General features: G+C 71.2%; 14 protein-coding genes. 12 read left to right on the top strand and 2 right to left on the bottom strand.

The features are described from left to right. Positions 1-57 precede the first annotated feature (57 nt). The 5 genes from DDQ41_RS10410 (at position 58) to DDQ41_RS10390 (ending at position 5,404) form a co-directional block, all read left to right on the top strand. On the top strand, positions 58-3,054 hold the full coding sequence (locus tag DDQ41_RS10410; protein ID WP_262508420.1) for a DEAD/DEAH box helicase: 2,997 nt from the start codon (positions 58-60) through the stop codon (positions 3,052-3,054). 413 nt (positions 3,055-3,467) lie between these two features. Continuing rightward, positions 3,468-3,770 (top strand): DUF6247 family protein, encoded by a 303-nt coding sequence (locus DDQ41_RS10405; RefSeq protein WP_262508419.1) that lies wholly within the window; start codon positions 3,468-3,470, stop codon positions 3,768-3,770. Positions 3,771-3,877: 107 nt separating this feature from the next. Continuing rightward, positions 3,878-4,042, top strand: a complete 165-nt coding sequence (locus DDQ41_RS32355; protein WP_018891147.1) for a hypothetical protein — start codon at positions 3,878-3,880, stop codon at positions 4,040-4,042. A gap of 283 nt (positions 4,043-4,325) precedes the next feature. Then, on the top strand, positions 4,326-5,213 hold the full coding sequence (locus tag DDQ41_RS10395; protein WP_018891148.1) for a helix-turn-helix domain-containing protein: 888 nt from the start codon (positions 4,326-4,328) through the stop codon (positions 5,211-5,213). Beyond that, on the top strand, positions 5,210-5,404 hold the full coding sequence (locus DDQ41_RS10390; RefSeq protein WP_109294245.1) for a DUF397 domain-containing protein: 195 nt from the start codon (positions 5,210-5,212) through the stop codon (positions 5,402-5,404). The genes DDQ41_RS10395 and DDQ41_RS10390 overlap by 4 nt, the downstream gene beginning before the upstream one ends. A gap of 209 nt (positions 5,405-5,613) precedes the next feature. Here DDQ41_RS10390 and DDQ41_RS31855 read toward each other — a convergent pair whose 3' ends face one another. Both DDQ41_RS31855 and DDQ41_RS10380 read right to left on the bottom strand, forming a co-directional pair. Further along, complete coding sequence (locus DDQ41_RS31855) at positions 5,614-7,050, bottom strand: hypothetical protein (protein ID WP_174720279.1); 1,437 nt, start codon at positions 7,048-7,050, stop codon at positions 5,614-5,616. 75 nt (positions 7,051-7,125) lie between these two features. Next, positions 7,126-8,457 (bottom strand): MFS transporter, encoded by a 1,332-nt coding sequence (locus tag DDQ41_RS10380; protein ID WP_109294243.1) that lies wholly within the window; start codon positions 8,455-8,457, stop codon positions 7,126-7,128. Positions 8,458-9,152: 695 nt separating this feature from the next. Between DDQ41_RS10380 and DDQ41_RS10375 the strand changes: the two genes are divergently transcribed. From DDQ41_RS10375 to DDQ41_RS10345, 7 genes are read left to right on the top strand one after another with little or no spacing between them, the layout of a single operon-like run. After that, entirely contained in the window at positions 9,153-10,082 is a 930-nt protein-coding gene (locus DDQ41_RS10375; protein WP_109294242.1) for an acetaldehyde dehydrogenase (acetylating), read from the top strand. Then, positions 10,079-11,092, top strand: coding sequence for a 4-hydroxy-2-oxovalerate aldolase (dmpG, locus tag DDQ41_RS10370; protein ID WP_109294241.1), 1,014 nt, complete (start codon positions 10,079-10,081; stop codon positions 11,090-11,092). Before DDQ41_RS10375 ends, dmpG begins: the two co-directional genes overlap by 4 nt. 42 nt (positions 11,093-11,134) lie before the next feature. Continuing rightward, positions 11,135-12,001 (top strand): cupin-like domain-containing protein, encoded by an 867-nt coding sequence (locus DDQ41_RS10365; protein ID WP_216365042.1) that lies wholly within the window; start codon positions 11,135-11,137, stop codon positions 11,999-12,001. Continuing rightward, the gene (locus tag DDQ41_RS10360) at positions 12,001-13,254 is read left to right on the top strand and encodes an 8-amino-7-oxononanoate synthase family protein (protein ID WP_109294240.1); all 1,254 of its coding nucleotides are present in this window, start codon (positions 12,001-12,003) and stop codon (positions 13,252-13,254) included. Before DDQ41_RS10365 ends, DDQ41_RS10360 begins: the two co-directional genes overlap by 1 nt. Further along, positions 13,251-14,120, top strand: a complete 870-nt coding sequence (locus tag DDQ41_RS10355; RefSeq protein WP_109294239.1) for an HpcH/HpaI aldolase/citrate lyase family protein — start codon at positions 13,251-13,253, stop codon at positions 14,118-14,120. Before DDQ41_RS10360 ends, DDQ41_RS10355 begins: the two co-directional genes overlap by 4 nt. Next, the gene (locus tag DDQ41_RS10350; RefSeq protein WP_109294238.1) at positions 14,117-15,154 is read left to right on the top strand and encodes an ornithine cyclodeaminase family protein; all 1,038 of its coding nucleotides are present in this window, start codon (positions 14,117-14,119) and stop codon (positions 15,152-15,154) included. Before DDQ41_RS10355 ends, DDQ41_RS10350 begins: the two co-directional genes overlap by 4 nt. Then, positions 15,141-16,499, top strand: a complete 1,359-nt coding sequence (locus DDQ41_RS10345; RefSeq protein WP_109294237.1) for a hypothetical protein — start codon at positions 15,141-15,143, stop codon at positions 16,497-16,499. Before DDQ41_RS10350 ends, DDQ41_RS10345 begins: the two co-directional genes overlap by 14 nt. Positions 16,500-16,660: the final 161 nt, after the last annotated feature.

Here is a 16,660-nt window from a genome sequence, read left to right as displayed (position 1 = left end):
CGACATCGCCGGAACGTCCGAGTAGCGTTCGCAGGCTGCCAAGCGGAGGTTGTGCACGTGCTGCTCGAGGAGCTCAAGCCGGGGTTGCGGATAGACGGACTCGTACCGGCGGAGGTCGTCACGCTCATCGCCGCCCAGCCGCATGGCAGGGACGCGGTCGAGCTGACCTTCAAGACAGCCGGGGGCGCCCTCGACCAGCAGATCGTCTTCCGGAGGGACGAGGGCAGGCTGAGCATCGCACGCAGCGGCAGCCGTGCCTTCGACGCGAACGTCCGTGACTTCAAGCTGGCCGCCGAGGCTCAGCGGATCTCGCTGGCCGGCCTGTTCGACCCGATGCTGGCCGTGGCGACCAGCGACGTCCAGCCGCTTCCGCACCAGATTCGCGCCGTGTACGGCGAGCTCATGCCCCGTACGCCGCTGCGCTTCCTGCTCGCCGACGACCCGGGTGCGGGAAAGACGATCATGGCAGGGCTCTACATCAAGGAGCTCCTGCTGCGCGATGACGTCAGACGGTGCCTCATTGTGGCTCCAGGAGGCCTGGTCGACCAATGGCAGGACGAGCTCTTCTTCAAGTTCGGCCTCCGTTTCGACCTGCTCACGAACCAGCTCGGCGACTCGCAGCTCCACCTCAATGTGTTCGAGGCCCACCCGCTTCTCATCGCCCGCATGGACCAGCTCTCCCGCAACGAACGCCTGAAGGCACAACTCAGGGAGACTGACTGGGACCTGATCGTCGTGGACGAGGCACACCGCATGGGTGGTCACTACTTCGGTGGCAAAGTGGAGAAGACCAAGCGTTTCCAGCTCGGCGAGATGCTTGGGGAGATCACACGCCATCTGCTCCTGATGACCGCGACCCCGCACTCGGGAAAGGAAGAGGACTTCCAGCTCTTCCTCACCCTGCTGGACCGCGACCGATTCGAGGGCAGGCAGAAGACGAGTGCCGACGTCGGCGGAGTCATGCGGAGGATGATCAAGGAGGACCTGCTCACCTTCGAGGGCAGGAAACTCTTTCCCGAGCGACTAGCGGAGACCGTCCCCTACGAGCTCACGGCGCTCGAGTACGACCTCTACGAGGACGTCACCCAGTACGTTCGAGAGGGGATGAACCGCGCCGACCGCATCGGCGGCACACGCAAGAACACCGTGGGTTTCGCACTCACCGTGCTGCAGCGACGGCTGGCCTCCAGCCCCGAGGCGATCTACAAGAGCCTCGTGCGGCGCACCGAACGCCTGGAGCGCAGGAGGCAGGAGATCCTCGACGGCGCCCGTTGCGAGAGCATGCCCGCCGTCGACCTAGCCTCCTTCGACCGCGACGACTTCGACGCGCAGGAGATTGAGGAGATCGAGGAGGATCTGCTCGACGCCGCGACGGCGGCACGGACGGTCGAGGAGCTCGACGCCGAACTCGTCGAGCTGAGGAGGTTGGTGCGGATGGCGCAGCGGGTCCGCGAGGCGGGTACGGACCGCAAGTGGACCGAGCTGTCCGCCCTCCTCAGAGACCACGCGCTGGTGATGGACGCCGAAGGGAACCCGCGGAAGCTGATCGTCTTCACCGAGCACCGTGACACACTTCGCTACCTGCAGGCCAAGATCGGCTCATTGCTGGGGAGGGATGATGCCGTCAAGGCGATCCACGGCGGCGTACGCCGGGCCGAACGTCGGCAGATCACCGAGGAATTCACCAAGAACCGTCATGTCCTGATCCTGCTGGCCACCGACGCCGCAGGCGAGGGCCTCAACCTCCAGGTCGCACACCTGATGATCAACTACGACCTGCCGTGGAACCCCAACCGCATCGAGCAGCGCTTCGGCCGCATCCATCGCATCGGCCAAGAGGAGGTCTGTCGGCTCTGGAACCTCGTCGCCTCCAACACCCGCGAGGGCGAGGTCTTCACACGCCTGCTGGAGAAACTCGACCAGATGCGCGAGACGTACGGCGGGAAGGTCTTCGACGTCCTGGGAGAGGCATTCGCCGAGACCCCGCTGCGAGACCTGCTCCTCGACGCGATCCAGTACGGTGAGCAGCCGGCCGTCAAGGGAAGGATGCACGAGGTCATCGACAGCACCGTCGGAGACGGCCTCAAGAGCCTCCTGGACGAACGCGCGCTCGCTTCGGAGCACCTCTCGGACGCAGATCTCCGCGCTCTGCGCGCCACCATGGACGATGCCCACGCCCGGCGTCTTGAGCCGCACGACATCGAATCGACCTTCAAGGACGCCTTCACCCGGCTCGGCGGTCGGATCGTCAAGCGGGCACAGGGCCGTCACGAGATCGCCCACGTGCCGCAGCACGTCCGATCAGCGGGTGACGGCCCCATCTCCATCAAGTACGACCACGTCACTTTCGACCTCGGCCGGGTCCAGCCCGACGACCGGGCCCGCACCGACCTGCTCGCCCCCGGCCACCCGCTACACGACGCCGTCATGGCGGAAACCATCCGGAACCTCAAGAACGCCCTCAACCGGGGCACCGTCCTCATCTCGGCCAGTCTCGACGCACCGCACCTCCTCGTCGGGGTCGTGGAAGAGGTCGTGGACGGTGCAGGCGAGTCGGTGGCCCGACGGTTCTCGTACGCCTACGTCGACAGCCGGGGCACCGTGCACCCGGCGGGCCCCGCGCCCTACCTCGACTGTGCCGCGGCGCCCGACGGTACGGCGAGCGACGTCGTGCACGGACTGCCCTGGCTGGCGGACGCCGAGTCCAAGGCGACCAGCTGGATCATCGCCAACCGCCTTCCCGGGTACCTGGCAGAAGTCCAGCCCCGTCGCCTGGCAGAGTTGACCAAGACCCGTGATCTGGTGACCAAGCGCCTGACCTCGGAGAGCGAGCGGCTGCTCCTCGACGCCACGGCGGCCTCCGAGAAGGAGCGGAGGGGTGAGAAGCCCAAGGAGTCCGCCGAGAGCCTCCACCGCAAAGCCGTCGAGCTCGATGTGCGGCTCCGCAAGCGTCTCGAACTGCTGGACCAGCAGCAGCAGATGTCGACGAAGCCACCACAGATCCTCACCGCGGCGCTCGTGCTGAGCGTCTCCGATCTGCCCTCCCGCGAGTGAGCCTTCCGGTAACGCCGAGCGCTGCCGAGATGGCCCACTTGTCGCAGTCTGTGGACGGGAAGCGACTGCTGGCTGAGCGAGTCAGGTCAACGAAAGCGGTCCTCACAGGGATGGCGATGGTGGTGACCAAGCGCTACGACGCCTGAGCTTGATCTTTAACCTTTGGGTCCGAACGGGTCCTCGTACTTGATCACTCGGACTGGTAACTGCCGGACGTGCGGGCGGCCTTCGGCTGAGCATGTGATCCGACCAAGCCCTGGGCCCACGCCGACGAGCGCCGAGTGGGGGAGGGAATACCGCGCGAGGAAGCCGCGGGCGCCGTTACTCCGTCCCTGCTCCACTCCACCGCCTGAGACCTTACGGAGTCCGTCATGACCGGGCGTGCCCCAAAGCCCACTGGCCCTCGCATCCCCATGCCCGAGAAGACCCCGGCCGCGCTCCGCGTCGCCGTCGGACGCCTCGACCCGTCTGTCCTCGCCACGTTTGATCGGCAGTGGGATGAAGCGATGCGCCAAGCCCGCGATGAGTACACCCTCGCACCGCCCCGTGCCTTCGTCGAGCACTGGTGGTCATGGGTCGGAGTCGCCCGCTACCCGCAGCGTCTCGCCCGCTTCCGAGAGTGTGAGCGCATCGTCAGCGAGTCGGATAATCGTGCCGCGCGCCGCGCCGCCGCGAGTGAGCTGGCTTCGATCCTTGCCGAGGCTATCGCCGCGTGAGTGACTGAATTTGGGAGTACGAACCCGACGCCGAGAACGTCGTCGGCCGCCTGGACAAGGCCCAGCGGCTGGAGGTCGAGGCGATCGCGCAGCGGATCGCCGATGCCGTGGGAGTCCGCATCGGTAAGCCCTTCGACATCACCGAGGCGGCATCCGGCGTCAGGACGTTCGCAGAGGGCGCCATGATGGTCTGGTACCAGGAGGACTACCGCGACGATGTCGTCCTGGTCCTTCGAGCACAGCACTTCGGAGCGCAACAACTCGACACCTGACCACCGCACGGAGTGACGCCATTGGGCGGGCCATCGCGCGCCAGGATCCCAGCGCCGTCGTGGGAGGACGGCAGCCGCGTGAAGGCGCACGGGGAGGTGGCGAGTTGGGGAGCGGGATGGTTCATGGTGCCGGTGTGGCGTCCGAGCGGGCCTGTTGCGGACTCCGTTCCCCGTACGGGGAGTCAGCGTACGGGCACGGGCAGTGGACAGTACGCGTGCCCTTTCGTCACGCTCAGTGTTGAACGTGTGCGGGCCTGAGCGGCCGGAGAGGGAGGTGCGGCGGATGGACATCGTCGAAGCGGAGGGGGCCGCCGCGACGGGCGTCGTCGCCCGTACGGTCGCGGTGGGGGAGGGGGAGCGGGAACCCCATCCTTCGGACAGTCTGCGTACGTTCGGCGCGGTCGTCCAGGCGCTGCGCGAGCACGCGGGCCTCAGCCGGGGAGACCTCGCCGCCGTGGTCCGGTACTCCAAGCACACGGTCGAGTCGGTGGAGTTGGGCCGCCGGATGCCGGACGAGTCGTTCGTCGAGCGTGCGGAGGAGGTGCTCGGGAACACCGGGGCGCTGCGCAGGGCCGCGCGCCATCTGAGCAGGGGCGAGGTGGGACTCGCTGCGTGGTTCCGGCGGTGGGCGCGGCTGGAGCGGGAGGCGGTGAGTCTGTGTACGTACGAATGCCGGCTGGTGCCCGGGCTGCTGCAGTCGGAGGGGTATGCGCGGGCCCTCTTCGAGAACCGGATTCCGCTGCTGACGGACGAGCAATTGGAAGCTCAGGTTGCGGCGAGGATGGAGCGACAGCGGATGCTGTGTGAGCGTCCGACAGTTCCGTTCCACTTCATCGTTGAGGAAGCGGTCCTACGACGAAGACTGGGCGGTGCCGAGGTGCGGCGCGAGCAGCTGGATCACGTTCTCGAGCACACATCGCCTCGCAACGTGACACTGCAGGTCATGCCGTTGGAAGCCGAGTACCACTCGTGCATGGATGGGCCTCTGCGCCTACTGGAGACTCCAGAAGGCCGTCGACTCGCCTACTCGGAGGGCCAGGAGAGCGGGCGGCTGATCGGTGACTCGAAAGAGGTGAGAGTTCTCCAGCAGCGCTATGACACACTGCGGTCGCAGGCCCTGCACCCCAAAGACTCCCGGGCCTTGCTGGAGCGACTGCGAGGAGAGGCATGAGCACGACGGAACTCGCCTGGTTCAAGTCAAGCCATAGTGGTAGCTCGGGCGATGACTGTGTGGAGGTGGCTGTCGCCGAACAGGCCGTTCATATACGGGACTCCAAGGATCCGGCCCGCCCGCCCTTCGCCGTGGGCCGCGAGGGCTGGGCGCCCTTCGTGAGGTTCGTGTCGGGAGTCTCGGGGGCGTAACCGAGTGCAGCGCGGTTGACGAGGCGGTCACTGAGGTCGGGCGTCGGCTTCGGCGCGGCAGCCTTCTTCCGCGGTGCGGGCTTCGCGGTGGCCTTGCTGCCGCCTGCCCGCGCCGCTGGAGCCGCCCGCGTCCTCACCTCTACCGGTGCGGCCTTCCTGGCTGTCGGTGTGCCGCGCGCCTCGAACCTCTTCGTTCCGGCCGCGTGCCGTCAGCGGTCGCCGCCGTGGAAGACGCAACCGACCTCGGCACCGCTGCCCACGCTGACGACCCCGGCGGCCGGATCGGGGCTCGCCCGGACGAAGCCTCCGCCGTATCCGTCGCCGTCGCCTTCGCCTTCGCCTTCGCCTTCGCCTTCGCCTTCGCCTTCGCCGTCGGCGTCGCGCACCCCCACGTAGACGCCCCAGTTGAGGAAGAGTTCCCGCACGCCGCCGTCGTCGCCGGGAAACGGCTCGGCGGCGGGGCGTACCCGGTGCTGGAGCACATAGGGGCCGTCCATGGCCGAGGCGACCTTGCGCTCCCACTCCGCCGCGTCCGCCTCCCAGCCGGCGGTGATCCCGTTGCCGCCGTGCAGCAGGGTCGGCTTCAGGATCAGCTCCTGCCGGTGGGCCAGGGCGTAGGACAGCATGCCGGCCCGGGCGCCGCCGGGGTCCGTGGTGTGCGGGCGCACGTACCGGGTCCAGGGCAGAAGCCGGTCGATGCAGGCCAGTTCGGCGGCGTCGAACAGGTCGCGGTGCCGCTCGTCGGAGAGCATCGCCAGGGTGCCCTTGTTGCCGTACAGTTCGGCGTCCAGCCGGCTGAACAGGCCCACCCTGCCCCGCTCGACCGCGACCAGCAGCGGCTCCAGCAGCTCCGCCGTGGCGGGATCGGTGAGGTCCTCGGCCAGGAAGTACCGGAAGACGACGTCGACGGCGCGGCCCGCGACGGTGGGACGGCCGCCGGGGTAGCGGAGTTCGCCGAGGTCGCAGGCGATCCCCTCGACGCCGTGGTCGGCCAGCTTCGCCGCGAACACCCGCAGTCTGGGCCCCACGACGGCGAAGTTCTCCGCGGTGTCCACCACGGCGACGACGGGCGCCCGGCCGCTGGGGAGGACCGCGGCGCACTCGGCGTACATGGTCCGCACCATGCAGCCCAGGGTGTCCCGGTAGCGGAGGCCGTGCCGGCGCACGAAGTCCTCCAGCGGCGGGTACGCCAGCATCGCCCGGTTGATGTCCGCGTTCTCGAAGCCGCCGAGTGCGCTGGTGATGTTGAACTCGAGGAGTCTGAAGCCCGTGCCGTCGTGGTGGAGGTCGGCCCGCCCCAGGGGGAGGAGCGCCCCGGTCCGGGCGCTGCGGGTGATCAGCGCCGACTGCCGGGGGTCCAGTCCGACCGCCGCGGCCAGTGCGGTGACGCTTCCCCCGAACACCCGTTCCGGCAGTGAGCGGAGCAGCCCGTAGGCCGTGTGCAGGTCGTCCACGACGGTGCGGCGCTCGGTCTCGCCGAGGAAGGCGGGGCCGCTCAGGAACCGGTTCCGGTACGCCAGCGTGAGTGCGGCCGATTCCCGGGCGGCGGCCGCGGGATGGCCGGGGGGCGCGTGCCGCGCGAGTTGCTCCCGGTAGGCGTGGCCCAGCCGCGACCTGGGCGGCTGGGGCGGGCTGCTGGTCGTCACTGCATGTCCTTTCCGGAGCGGACCGTGTGTCGGGTGGGGGCTGCGGCGGTGCCGGGTGCCGGGCGGGTGCCGGGCTCAGACTTCGTCCGTCGGCCGCCGCGTCTGCTCGGCGCCCTGCTCGGTGCCCCGCTCGGTGCCCGGCTGGGCGTTCTGCCGGGTGTTCTGTTCGGCGCGGGTGATCCACCGGCGGCGGGCGCCCGCGAGGAGCGCCGCCGCGACGACCGCCATGACCACCGCGCCGGCGCCGAACACGGCGCGGGTGCCGACCTCGGCGGCGAGGATGCCGCCGGCCGCCGCGCCGACGGGCAGTCCGCCCCAGGCGACCAGCCGGTAGACGCTGTTGGCCCGGCCGAGCAGGTGCTGCGGCACCAGGGTCTGCCGCAGCACGACCACGACGACGTTCCATGTCACCGTCCCGCACGCGAAGATCGCGAGGGCGGCGCCGGCCGCGTACGCCGAGGAGGCGGCCGCCAGCAGCGTCTCGCTCGTGGCGATCAGGGCGGCGGTCGCGACCAGCGCGCCCTCCCTGCCGAGGCGCTGCGTCAGCGCGGGGGCGAACCGCGAGGCGAGAACGGCTCCCACGGCCTGGCAGGCGAGCAGGGCGCCGTACCCGAAGGGGCCCAGGTGGAGCACCTTCCCGCTGTGCACCACGAGTACGGCGAGCATCGCGCTCCCGGCGAGGTTGATCAGACAGGACACCAGGGCGAGGCTGCGCAGCAGGTGGTGGGCGTAGAGCCAGCTGGCGCCGGCCAGCATCTGCGACAGCATGCCGGCCCGGTCCCGGTCCCGGTCCGGCTCGACCGGCCGGGTGCGGCGGATGCGGCCGAGCAGTACCGCGGAGCACAGGAAGGTGGCCGCGTCCACGCCGAACGGCAGGGCCGTCGCCACACCGAACAGCAGCGCGCCGACGAGCGGGCCGACGAAGCCGGCGCCGGCCTCCTGAGCGGCCATGATGCGGGCGTTGGCGGTGGCGAGCCCGGCCTTGGGGGTGATGAAGGGGACGAGTACCTGGGCGGCGTTGCGGCAGAGGACCTCGCCGGTGCCGAGCAGGAACATGCACACGTAGAGCAGCGGCAGCCCGCCCCAGCCGCCGAGGATCCCGAGGGTGAGCACGGTGAGCAGGGCGGCCCGGGCGAAGTCGACGCGCACCATCATCGCCCGGATGTCGACGCGGTCGACGAGCAGCCCCGCCGGGATGCCGAACAGGATGAACGGCGCGGTGAAGGCGACCGAGGCGGCGCCGATCAGCCGGGGGTCGTCGGTCAGCCGGCTCGCCAGCAGGGGGGCGGCGGCGATGGTGGCCCCGTCGCCGAGCGAGGACACGGCGGCGGAGCACCACAGCCAGGGGAAGTCCCGCCCCAGCCTGGGCCGTTGGGAGCTGGTGGAGTCGGTCGTCGACGCGCTCATGACACCTTGTGGCAGCGCAGCCGGCAGTCCATCGTCTCCCCCTCGGATGCGCCGCCCCGTCGTCGCTCGCCGAGAGCCCGGCGGTCGGCGCGCGGAGCTGCCGAGAATAGTCGGCGTCCGCGACGGCGTCGAGGGCAAGATCGGATTCGCCGTCCACCGTCCCCGGCGGATGCCGCGCCCCGCGGCGGGGAAGGGGCGAACCCGCCGTCCGGGAGGCCGGGGGAACCCGCCCGGCACTGCCCGGGGTGATCAATTCCCTTGCGCCTGAAGGGGGTTGTGTCCCGCGTTCTTCTGGTATGTTCACCGCCGCCGGGCGCTGAGCCGGGGGCCGGCAGCGGGCATGCACGGGAGGGCATGCCGTCAAGGGGGCAAGTGCCCACACCGTGTTCAGGACTCCTGACCCGTGCCCGGGGCCGACCGCGACGGCCCGCGGCCGAGCGGTCCTGGCCTCCTCGTCCCCCGGGTCGCGAGACCACGCGTCGTCACACGGTGTGGAACGGACCGCCGGGGGAGGCTCCTGGGTGCCCGCCGCCAGGGCTGCCACGGAGAGCCGCGTGCACATCGAAGGTGAGGACAACGTCCATGGTGTTCAGGGGAACCAGCGAACCGGATGCGGCCAGACACGCGCCCGGCACCCGCCGCCGCCTTGCGAGTCGTCGGCCGGTCTGCCGCCGCACGCCCCACCGGGGCATACGGTGAGTCCCGGGGCGGGTCCGACGGCAGCACGGGCGGATGTCGCCGAACCGGTGACGGTCGCCGTCATCGGCACGGGGGCCATCGGCCGTGATCTGGTCAGCAAGATCGACCGGTCACCCGCCCTGGACTGCCGGCTGGTCGCCGGGCGCAGTCCGGAGTCGGCGGGCCTGCGGTACGCGGAGAGCCTCGGCTACGCCACCTCGGCCGCCGGCATCGAGGCCCTACTCGCTGCGCCCCGCCCGTTCGACGTCGTCTTCGACGCCACCAGCGCCGCGTCCCACCGGGACCACTGGCCGCTGCTGGAGCCGCTCGGAACACTGGTGATCGACCTGACGCCCAGCAGGATCGGGCGGATGGTGGCGCCCACGGTGACCGGGGTGTCGGCGGCGACCGGACGCAACGTCAACCTGATCAGCTGCGGCGGTCAGGCCTCCGTCCCGGTGGCGCACGCGCTCGCGGCCCGCTTCCCGGTGACGTACCTCGAGGTCGTCTCGACGGTGGCCAGCGACGTCGCGGGCCGGGCGACCAGGATGAACCTCGACGAGTACGTGGCGACCACCGGTCACGCCCTGACCGCGTTCTCCGGCGTGAGCGACGTCAAGGCGATCCTCAACATCAGCCCGGCGGTGCCGCCGGCGACCTTCCGTACGGCCGTCCACGCCCGCATGGCCGGCGCCGACCCGGTTCAGGTGCGCGCGGTGGCCGACCGGGCGGCCGAGGAGGTGCGCTGCTTCGCCCCCGGCTACGAGGTCACCGCCTGCACCGCGGTCGGCGACCGGGTGACGATCACCCTCCAGGTCATGGCGCACAGCGACGTCCTGCCGCCGTACGCGGGCAACCTCGACATCATCAACTCCGCCGCCGTCCTGGTCGCCGAGCAGTACGCGGCCCGGCCGGACCGCATGTCCCGGACAGGGGTGGCCTCATGACCCGGGTGGTGATCCACGACCCCACGTTGCGGGACGGCCAGCACGCGGTCCGGCACCAGCTCGGGCTGACCGCGCTGCGCCGCTACGCCGAAGCGGCGGACGCGGCGCGGATCCCGGTGGTGGAGGTCGGCCACGGAAACGGCCTGGGTGCCTCGTCGCTTCAGGTCGGGCAGGCCGCGGCGGGGGACGACGAGATGCTGTCGACCGTCCGGGACGCGCTGCGCAACAGCCGCATGGGTACCTTCATGCTGCCCGGCTGGGGTACCTCCGAGGACCTGCGGCGGGCCATCGCCCACGGGGTCGACGTCTTCCGCGTCGGCGTGCACGCCACGGAGACCTCGCTGGCCGAACGCCATCTGGGCTTTCTGCGGGACGCCGGGGCGGAGGCCCACTGCGTACTGATGATGAGTCATATGGCCACCCCGGGCGCACTGGCCGAGCAGGCCGCGCGCGCCGTCGGGTACGGCGCGCAGGCCGTGGGGATCATGGACTCCGCGGGCCACTTCCTGCCCTCGGACGTCACCGCGCGGATCGGCGCGATCGCCGAGGCGGTCGACACCACCCCGGTGATCTTCCACGGGCACAACAACCTCGGTATGGCCGTCGCCAATTCGGTGGCCGCGGCCGAAGCCGGCGCCCTGATCGTCGACGGCTGCGCCCGCGGCTTCGGCGCCGGGGCGGGCAACACCCAGCTCGAGGTTCTGGTCCCGGTGCTGGAGCGGAGCGGGTTCACCACCGGCATCGACCTGTACGCGCTGCTGGACGCCGCCGACCTCGCCGAGCGCGAACTCATGCCCGCACCCCCGGTGACCGCCTCGATGAGCATCGTCAGCGGCCTGGCGGGGGTGTTCTCCGGATTCAAGCACCGGGTCGTCGAACTCTCCGCGGCCGCCGGGGTGGACCCGCGCGACGTCTTCTTCGAACTCGGCCGGCGGCAGGCCGTCGCCGGACAGGAGGACCTGATCGTGGACGTGGTGGCGGAGCTGAGCGGCCGCGGGACCGACGGCTGACGGCGGCGACCCGGATTTTCGACGAAGGGGAGGACACCCGACATGGCAGTTCCGGACGCTGTGCCCGAGTCGAGGGGGACGGAGGGTGTGGAGGTCACCCGCATGTCCTTCGACGCTTTCACGGCCGTCGGCCCCCGGGGGCTGTACAAGGCCGACCGGCCCGTGGTGATCAAGCTGCCGAGCAGTGTGCAGGGGCTCGGCAGGGACGAGGTGGTGGCGCGCCTGGCCGAGATGACCGTCACCCTGTTCACCGAGCCGGGCGACAAGAACCACCCGGGGCGGTGGGAGACGCGGGACATCAGGCTCCGCGAGTTCTTCGCCGACGGGCGGCACCTGGGCAGCGCGGACACCTGGCACCGGGTGGTGTCCAACATCCGCAGCAGCCCGGCCGACGTGAACGCCGTCATCGGCTTCGACGCGGAGGAACTCTTCGGCTACGGAAACTCCCTCTACGCGGCCAACCTGTGGATCAGCCACCGCGGGGTGTTCACCAAGAACCACTTCGACGAGTTCGAGAACTTCAACATCGCACTGGAGGGCCGCAAGCGGTTCATCGTCGCCCCGCCCGGCGTGCGGGCCTACTACCCGAGGTCGGTACTGCGCGGGTTCGGCGACAAGTCCCGGGTCGTCGACCTCGACGACGTCGACCTGGAGCGCTACCCGAGGCTGGCCGCCAGGCTCGCCCAGCGCCGTGACTTCGTCCTCGAACCGGGCCACATGCTCTACCTGCCGCTCGGCTGGTGGCACCAGGCCGAGTCGCTGGACGACATCAACATCAACGTCAACTTCTGGCTCAAGTCCAAGAAGATCCTCCACCGGCCGCACGTGCTCGGCGTCGCGCTCTACACGTACGCCTACCGGAGGCTCAAGGGCGTCTACAGCTACCAGCCCACCGAGGTGAACTCCTGATGAGCGAGCGCAAGTCCATCACCCCCACCCACCGGTACCGCGACAACGACAGGCTCATCGGGATCGGCAACGCCTTCTGGAACATGTCCTACGAACACGGCGTCGCCGGCATCGTCGGCGACCTCGACGACGGCGTGTTCCACATGTCCGACGGGCACGAGTTCGTCAACTTCACCGTCTGCTCCTACCTCGACCTCGACACCCACCCCGGGGTCATCGACGGCGCGGTCGCCTCGCTGCGCCGCTTCGGCGTGCTGGACCACTGCATCCCGCGCACCCGCGTCCAGACGCCGGTACTGCTGGAGCTGGAGGACTCGCTCGGCGAGCTGTTCGGAGCCATGGTGATCAGCGCCGTCTCCACCGCGGCGGCCAGCACCGGGCTGCTGCCGCTGGTCGCCTCCGGCCACCTCGGCAACGGCACCCGGCCGCTGATGGTCTTCGACAAGAACGCCCATGTCTCGATGGCCAACGCCAAACCGAGCTGCGCCGACGAGACCGAGGTGGTGACCTGCCGCCACCACGACCTTGACTTCCTCAAGGACATGTGCCGCAGCTACGAGCGCGTGTGCTACGTGGTGGACGGCTCGGACAGCCTCGGCGGCTACGCGCCCGTGGACGAACTGGCCGAACTCCAGGAGAGGTACGACCTGCTGGTCTACTACGACGACTCCCACTCGCTGTCCGCGTACGGCGAACGCGGCATCGGCTACGTCCGCTCGCACTCCCCGGTGCTGGACGAGCGCACCATCACCGTGGCGACCCTCAGCAAGGGCTTCGGCGCCGGCGGCACGGCGATCCTGCTCGACGGGTACGCCCAGGACACCCGCCGGCTCATCGAACGGTTCGCCGGCCCGCTGGGCTACTCGCAGAAGATGAACGCCGCCGCGGTCGGCGCGGCGCTCGCCTCGGCCGAGATCCACCGCACCGACGAGCTCACCCGGCTGCAGGACCGCCTGCGTTCCCGCATAGCCCTGTTCGACTCGCTGGTCGCGACCGCCCAGTCCGGCGGCAGCTACCCGATCCGGGTGGTGCCGATGAGCGACGAGACGGTCGTCGACGCCGCCAGGCGGGTCTTCGCGGCCGGGTTCTACACCTCGCCGGTGTTCTTCCCGATCGTCGCCCGCGGCACCGCCGGGCTCCGGGTGATGCTGCGCGCCGGCCAGACCGAGGAGCAGATCACGCGGCTCTGCTCCGCACTGGTCGAGGCCGGGGCGCGTCCCGCGGCCCCGCAGCCCGAACCGGCGTCCCGGTGACCGGCGTGGCGCGGGCGATCCCGCGCAGCATCCTGTACACGCCCGCGCTCTCGCTGGAACGCGTGGTGAAGGCCTGGTCGTACGACGCGGACGTCCACCTCGTCGACCTCGAGGACTCCGTGCCGCCCGCGGACAAGCCGGCCGCCCGCGCGGTCTGCCGGGCCGCGCTGGAGAAGTCGGCGCGCCCGGCGAACGTCGCCGTACGCGTCAACGAACTCGGCAGCCTCGCGGCCGTGCACGACGTGCTGATGCTGACCGACAGCCCGGTGCGGCCCGGCATCGTCGTGATGACGATGGTGACCTCGGCCGCCGAGGTCGACCTGCTGCGCCGGATCCTGGCGTCGGCGGACGCGTACCCGGAGATCTATGTGACGGTGGAGACGGTCGAGGCGGTCACCGGCATCGATGCCGTCGCACGCGCCGCCGACGGACTGGTGCTCGGCTCGGCCGACCTCGCCGCCACCATGGGTGTCGAGATCACCTGGGAGGCCATGCTGGCCGCCCGGCAGGCGATGGCGATGGCCTGCGCCCGGTACGGCACCGCCTGCGTCGACACCGCCAACTTCCGGCTCGCCGAGCCGGACGCCCTCGCCGAGGAGACGGCCCGGGTGCGGGCACTCGGCTTCCACGGCAAGGCGACGGTGCACCCGGGCGAACTCGACGTGATCAACCGCATCCTGCGGCCCGGGCCCGGCGAACTGGGCCGGGCCCGCCGGGTCACGGAGGCCGTCACCGCGGCCGACGGAGGGATAGCCGTCCTGGACGGCAACATGGTCGGCCCGCCGTTCGCCCGGCTGGCCCGCACCACACTGGCGCGCGGGGAGGCCTGGACCGACCGGTTCGGCGGCGACGGCGGCACCGCATGACCGCACCGGTGATGGTCGGCGCCGCAGACATGTCCGGCGCCCGGCGGATGACCCGGGTGATCGACGTGCTCGGCGAGATGTTCGCCGACCTGGCCGCCGGCCGGACCAGGTCCCCCGCCCGCACCGTCGTCGACCACGGCGATCGGCGCGTCCTCCTGGTCAGCCCCGCCGTCTGGGAGCGGCGCGGCGTGGGCAGCGTCAAGGTCACCACGCTCACCCCGGACAACCCGGCACGCGGACTGCCGCTGATCCACGGCATCGTCGCGCTCACCGACCTGGAGACGGGGCGGATCACCGCCCTGCTGGACGGCGCCGAACTCACCGCCGTCCGCACCGGCGCGGTCACCGCACTGGCCACCCGCCGGTGCACCCCCGGCGACACCGACAGCATGGCGGTGATCGGCGCGGGGGTGCAGGCGCGCGCCCTGATCCGGGCGACGGCCGCGGTACGCCCGATCCGCACCGTCCGGATCCACTCGCGCACCCGCGCCGGGGCCGACAGGCTCGCCGACTGGATCCGCGACACCGCACCCCGCCCGATCCGCGCCGTGGTCTGCGGCAGCGCGAGGGACGCCGTCGCCGACGCGCCGCTCGTCTGCACCGCCACCTCGACGTCCGACGGCACACCCGTGGTGGAGGCGGACTGGGTGGCCCCCGGGGCGCATGTGAACGTGATCGGCGGCACCCACCCGGACGCCGTGGAACTCGACCCGGCCCTGCTGGCCGGCGCCATGACCGTCGTCGAGGACCGGGCCGCGGCGCTGGACGGCGCGGGAGAGGTCCGGGCCGCCCTGGCCGGCGGCCTGATCGGGACCGGGGACCTGCACGAACTGGGCCGGCTGGTGAGCGGCGAGGACGGCGCCGAGGACGGCGCCGAGGGCCGCACCTCGGTGCTGCGCACGGTCGGCATGGCCGTCGAGGACACCGCGGCCGCGCTGGCGCTGTTCGAGTTGCACCGCGGCGCCGGGCAGGGAGCGGGCGAACCGCCCGCCGTCCCGCCACCAGGGGAGGGAGCGATCGATGGACGTGTATGAGGACCTCGGAACGGCCCACGGGCACCCGTGGTTCGGCCGCCACCGGTTGCGCCCCGCCGCACCCGCGGAAACGATCCGGCAGCTGCTGCGGCACGAACTCCGGGACACCGGCTGGCCGTACCAGCCGCTCCTCCCCGCGGCGCCGATGGCCGTCCCGCGTGCTTCCTACGCCGAGGTGTTCCGGGCAGGTGCCGCCCTGGTCGAACTGCTGCGCCGCACCGCACTGGAGACCGGAGCCACCACCTCCGCCCGGCTGGCGGCCTACGGCATGCCCGCCACCGAGAACCGGCTGTGGGTGCGCGACCCGTTCGTCGAGGAGCGGTACGCCGACTGCGTGGTCCGCCCGGATCTGGTCATCGGCCCGGACGGGCCGCGGTTCCTGGAGTTCAACGTCAGCGGCGCGCTCGGCGGCGTGGTGGAGACGCATTGCCGCCTGGCGGTGTGGCGCAGACTCCACGCCGACGAGCACGGCCGCACCCCCTTCCGCTCGCCCGGCCCGTTCGCCGTGCGCGCCGAGATGTTCCGGTCGCTCGGCGCCGAGCTGGCGGTGGCACCGCGGGTGGCCGTCGTCGGCAGCGCCCGGGTGACCGGCGTGGAGCGGCGGTACTTCGAGATGGAGGCCGACTACTGCGACGCCCACGGCCTGACCGCGCGGTTCTTCGAGCCGGAGGAACTGCACGAGGCGTGGGACTGCGCTCCGCGTCTGCGCTATCCGGTCGGGCTGCGGAACTTCACCATCCCGGACTGGCTCGAGGCGGGCCTGGACACCGCTCCGGTCCAGGAGGCGCTGGACAACGGCTGCCTGCTGGTGGGCACCCAGACGTCGACCTTCCTCCACAGCAAGCTCACCATGGGCCTGCTGTCGGAGGGGCGGCCCTGGATGACCGGGGCCGAACGCGGCCTGGTCGACCGGTACCTGCCGTGGACGCGGATCCTCTCGGAGCGGAAGACGGACCGCGGGGGCCGGCCGGTGGACCTGCTCCCGTTCGTGCTGCGGAACCGGCACCTGCTGGTGCTCAAGGCCGGTCTGGGCGAGAGCGGCAGACAGGTGGTGATCGGCCGCGAGGTAGGCCAGGCAGGGTGGGAGTCCGCGGTCGGCGACGCCGTCGGCGGCGGCACCAGCGTGGTGCAGGACTTCGTGGAGCCGCAGACCTGCCGGGTCGCCCTGATCGCCGACGGCTCCGACGAGCCGCACGACGCCGAGGTCGCCCCGGTTCTGGGCCCCTTGCTGTTCGGCGGCCGCCCGGCCGGCATGTTCTGCCGGTTCTACGGCGACGGTTCCGCCGGCATCGTCAGCGTCCGGGCCGGGACCAGCAGCTCCGACAACGTGATGGTGGCGATCTGACGGCAGCCGCTCACCCGCCGACCCACCGACCGAACCACCGACCCACCGACCGAACCACCGACCCACCGACCGACCCACCGACCGAACCACCCACCCACCGCCCGCCTTCCGGCGCGCCGCCGGCGCCGGCCCCTCTCAGCGACACCACCGGAAGGGACCGC

Source organism: Streptomyces spongiicola (assembly GCF_003122365.1).
GTDB classification, from domain to species: domain Bacteria; phylum Actinomycetota; class Actinomycetes; order Streptomycetales; family Streptomycetaceae; genus Streptomyces; species Streptomyces spongiicola.
This window is presented reverse-complemented; position numbering and strand designations above follow the sequence as displayed.

Coding starts and splice junctions, on each gene's coding strand:
- DDQ41_RS10405 (WP_262508419.1), top strand. CDS start 3,468: ATGCCCGAGAAGACCCCGGCCGCGCTCCGCGTCGCCGTCGGACGCCTC.
- DDQ41_RS10395 (WP_018891148.1), top strand. CDS start 4,326: ATGGACATCGTCGAAGCGGAGGGGGCCGCCGCGACGGGCGTCGTCGCC.
- DDQ41_RS10390 (WP_109294245.1), top strand. CDS start 5,210: ATGAGCACGACGGAACTCGCCTGGTTCAAGTCAAGCCATAGTGGTAGC.
- DDQ41_RS10380 (WP_109294243.1), bottom strand. CDS start 8,457: ATGAGCGCGTCGACGACCGACTCCACCAGCTCCCAACGGCCCAGGCTG.
- dmpG (WP_109294241.1), top strand. CDS start 10,079: ATGACCCGGGTGGTGATCCACGACCCCACGTTGCGGGACGGCCAGCAC.
- DDQ41_RS10365 (WP_216365042.1), top strand. CDS start 11,135: ATGGCAGTTCCGGACGCTGTGCCCGAGTCGAGGGGGACGGAGGGTGTG.
- DDQ41_RS10360 (WP_109294240.1), top strand. CDS start 12,001: ATGAGCGAGCGCAAGTCCATCACCCCCACCCACCGGTACCGCGACAAC.
- DDQ41_RS10350 (WP_109294238.1), top strand. CDS start 14,117: ATGACCGCACCGGTGATGGTCGGCGCCGCAGACATGTCCGGCGCCCGG.
- DDQ41_RS10345 (WP_109294237.1), top strand. CDS start 15,141: ATGGACGTGTATGAGGACCTCGGAACGGCCCACGGGCACCCGTGGTTC.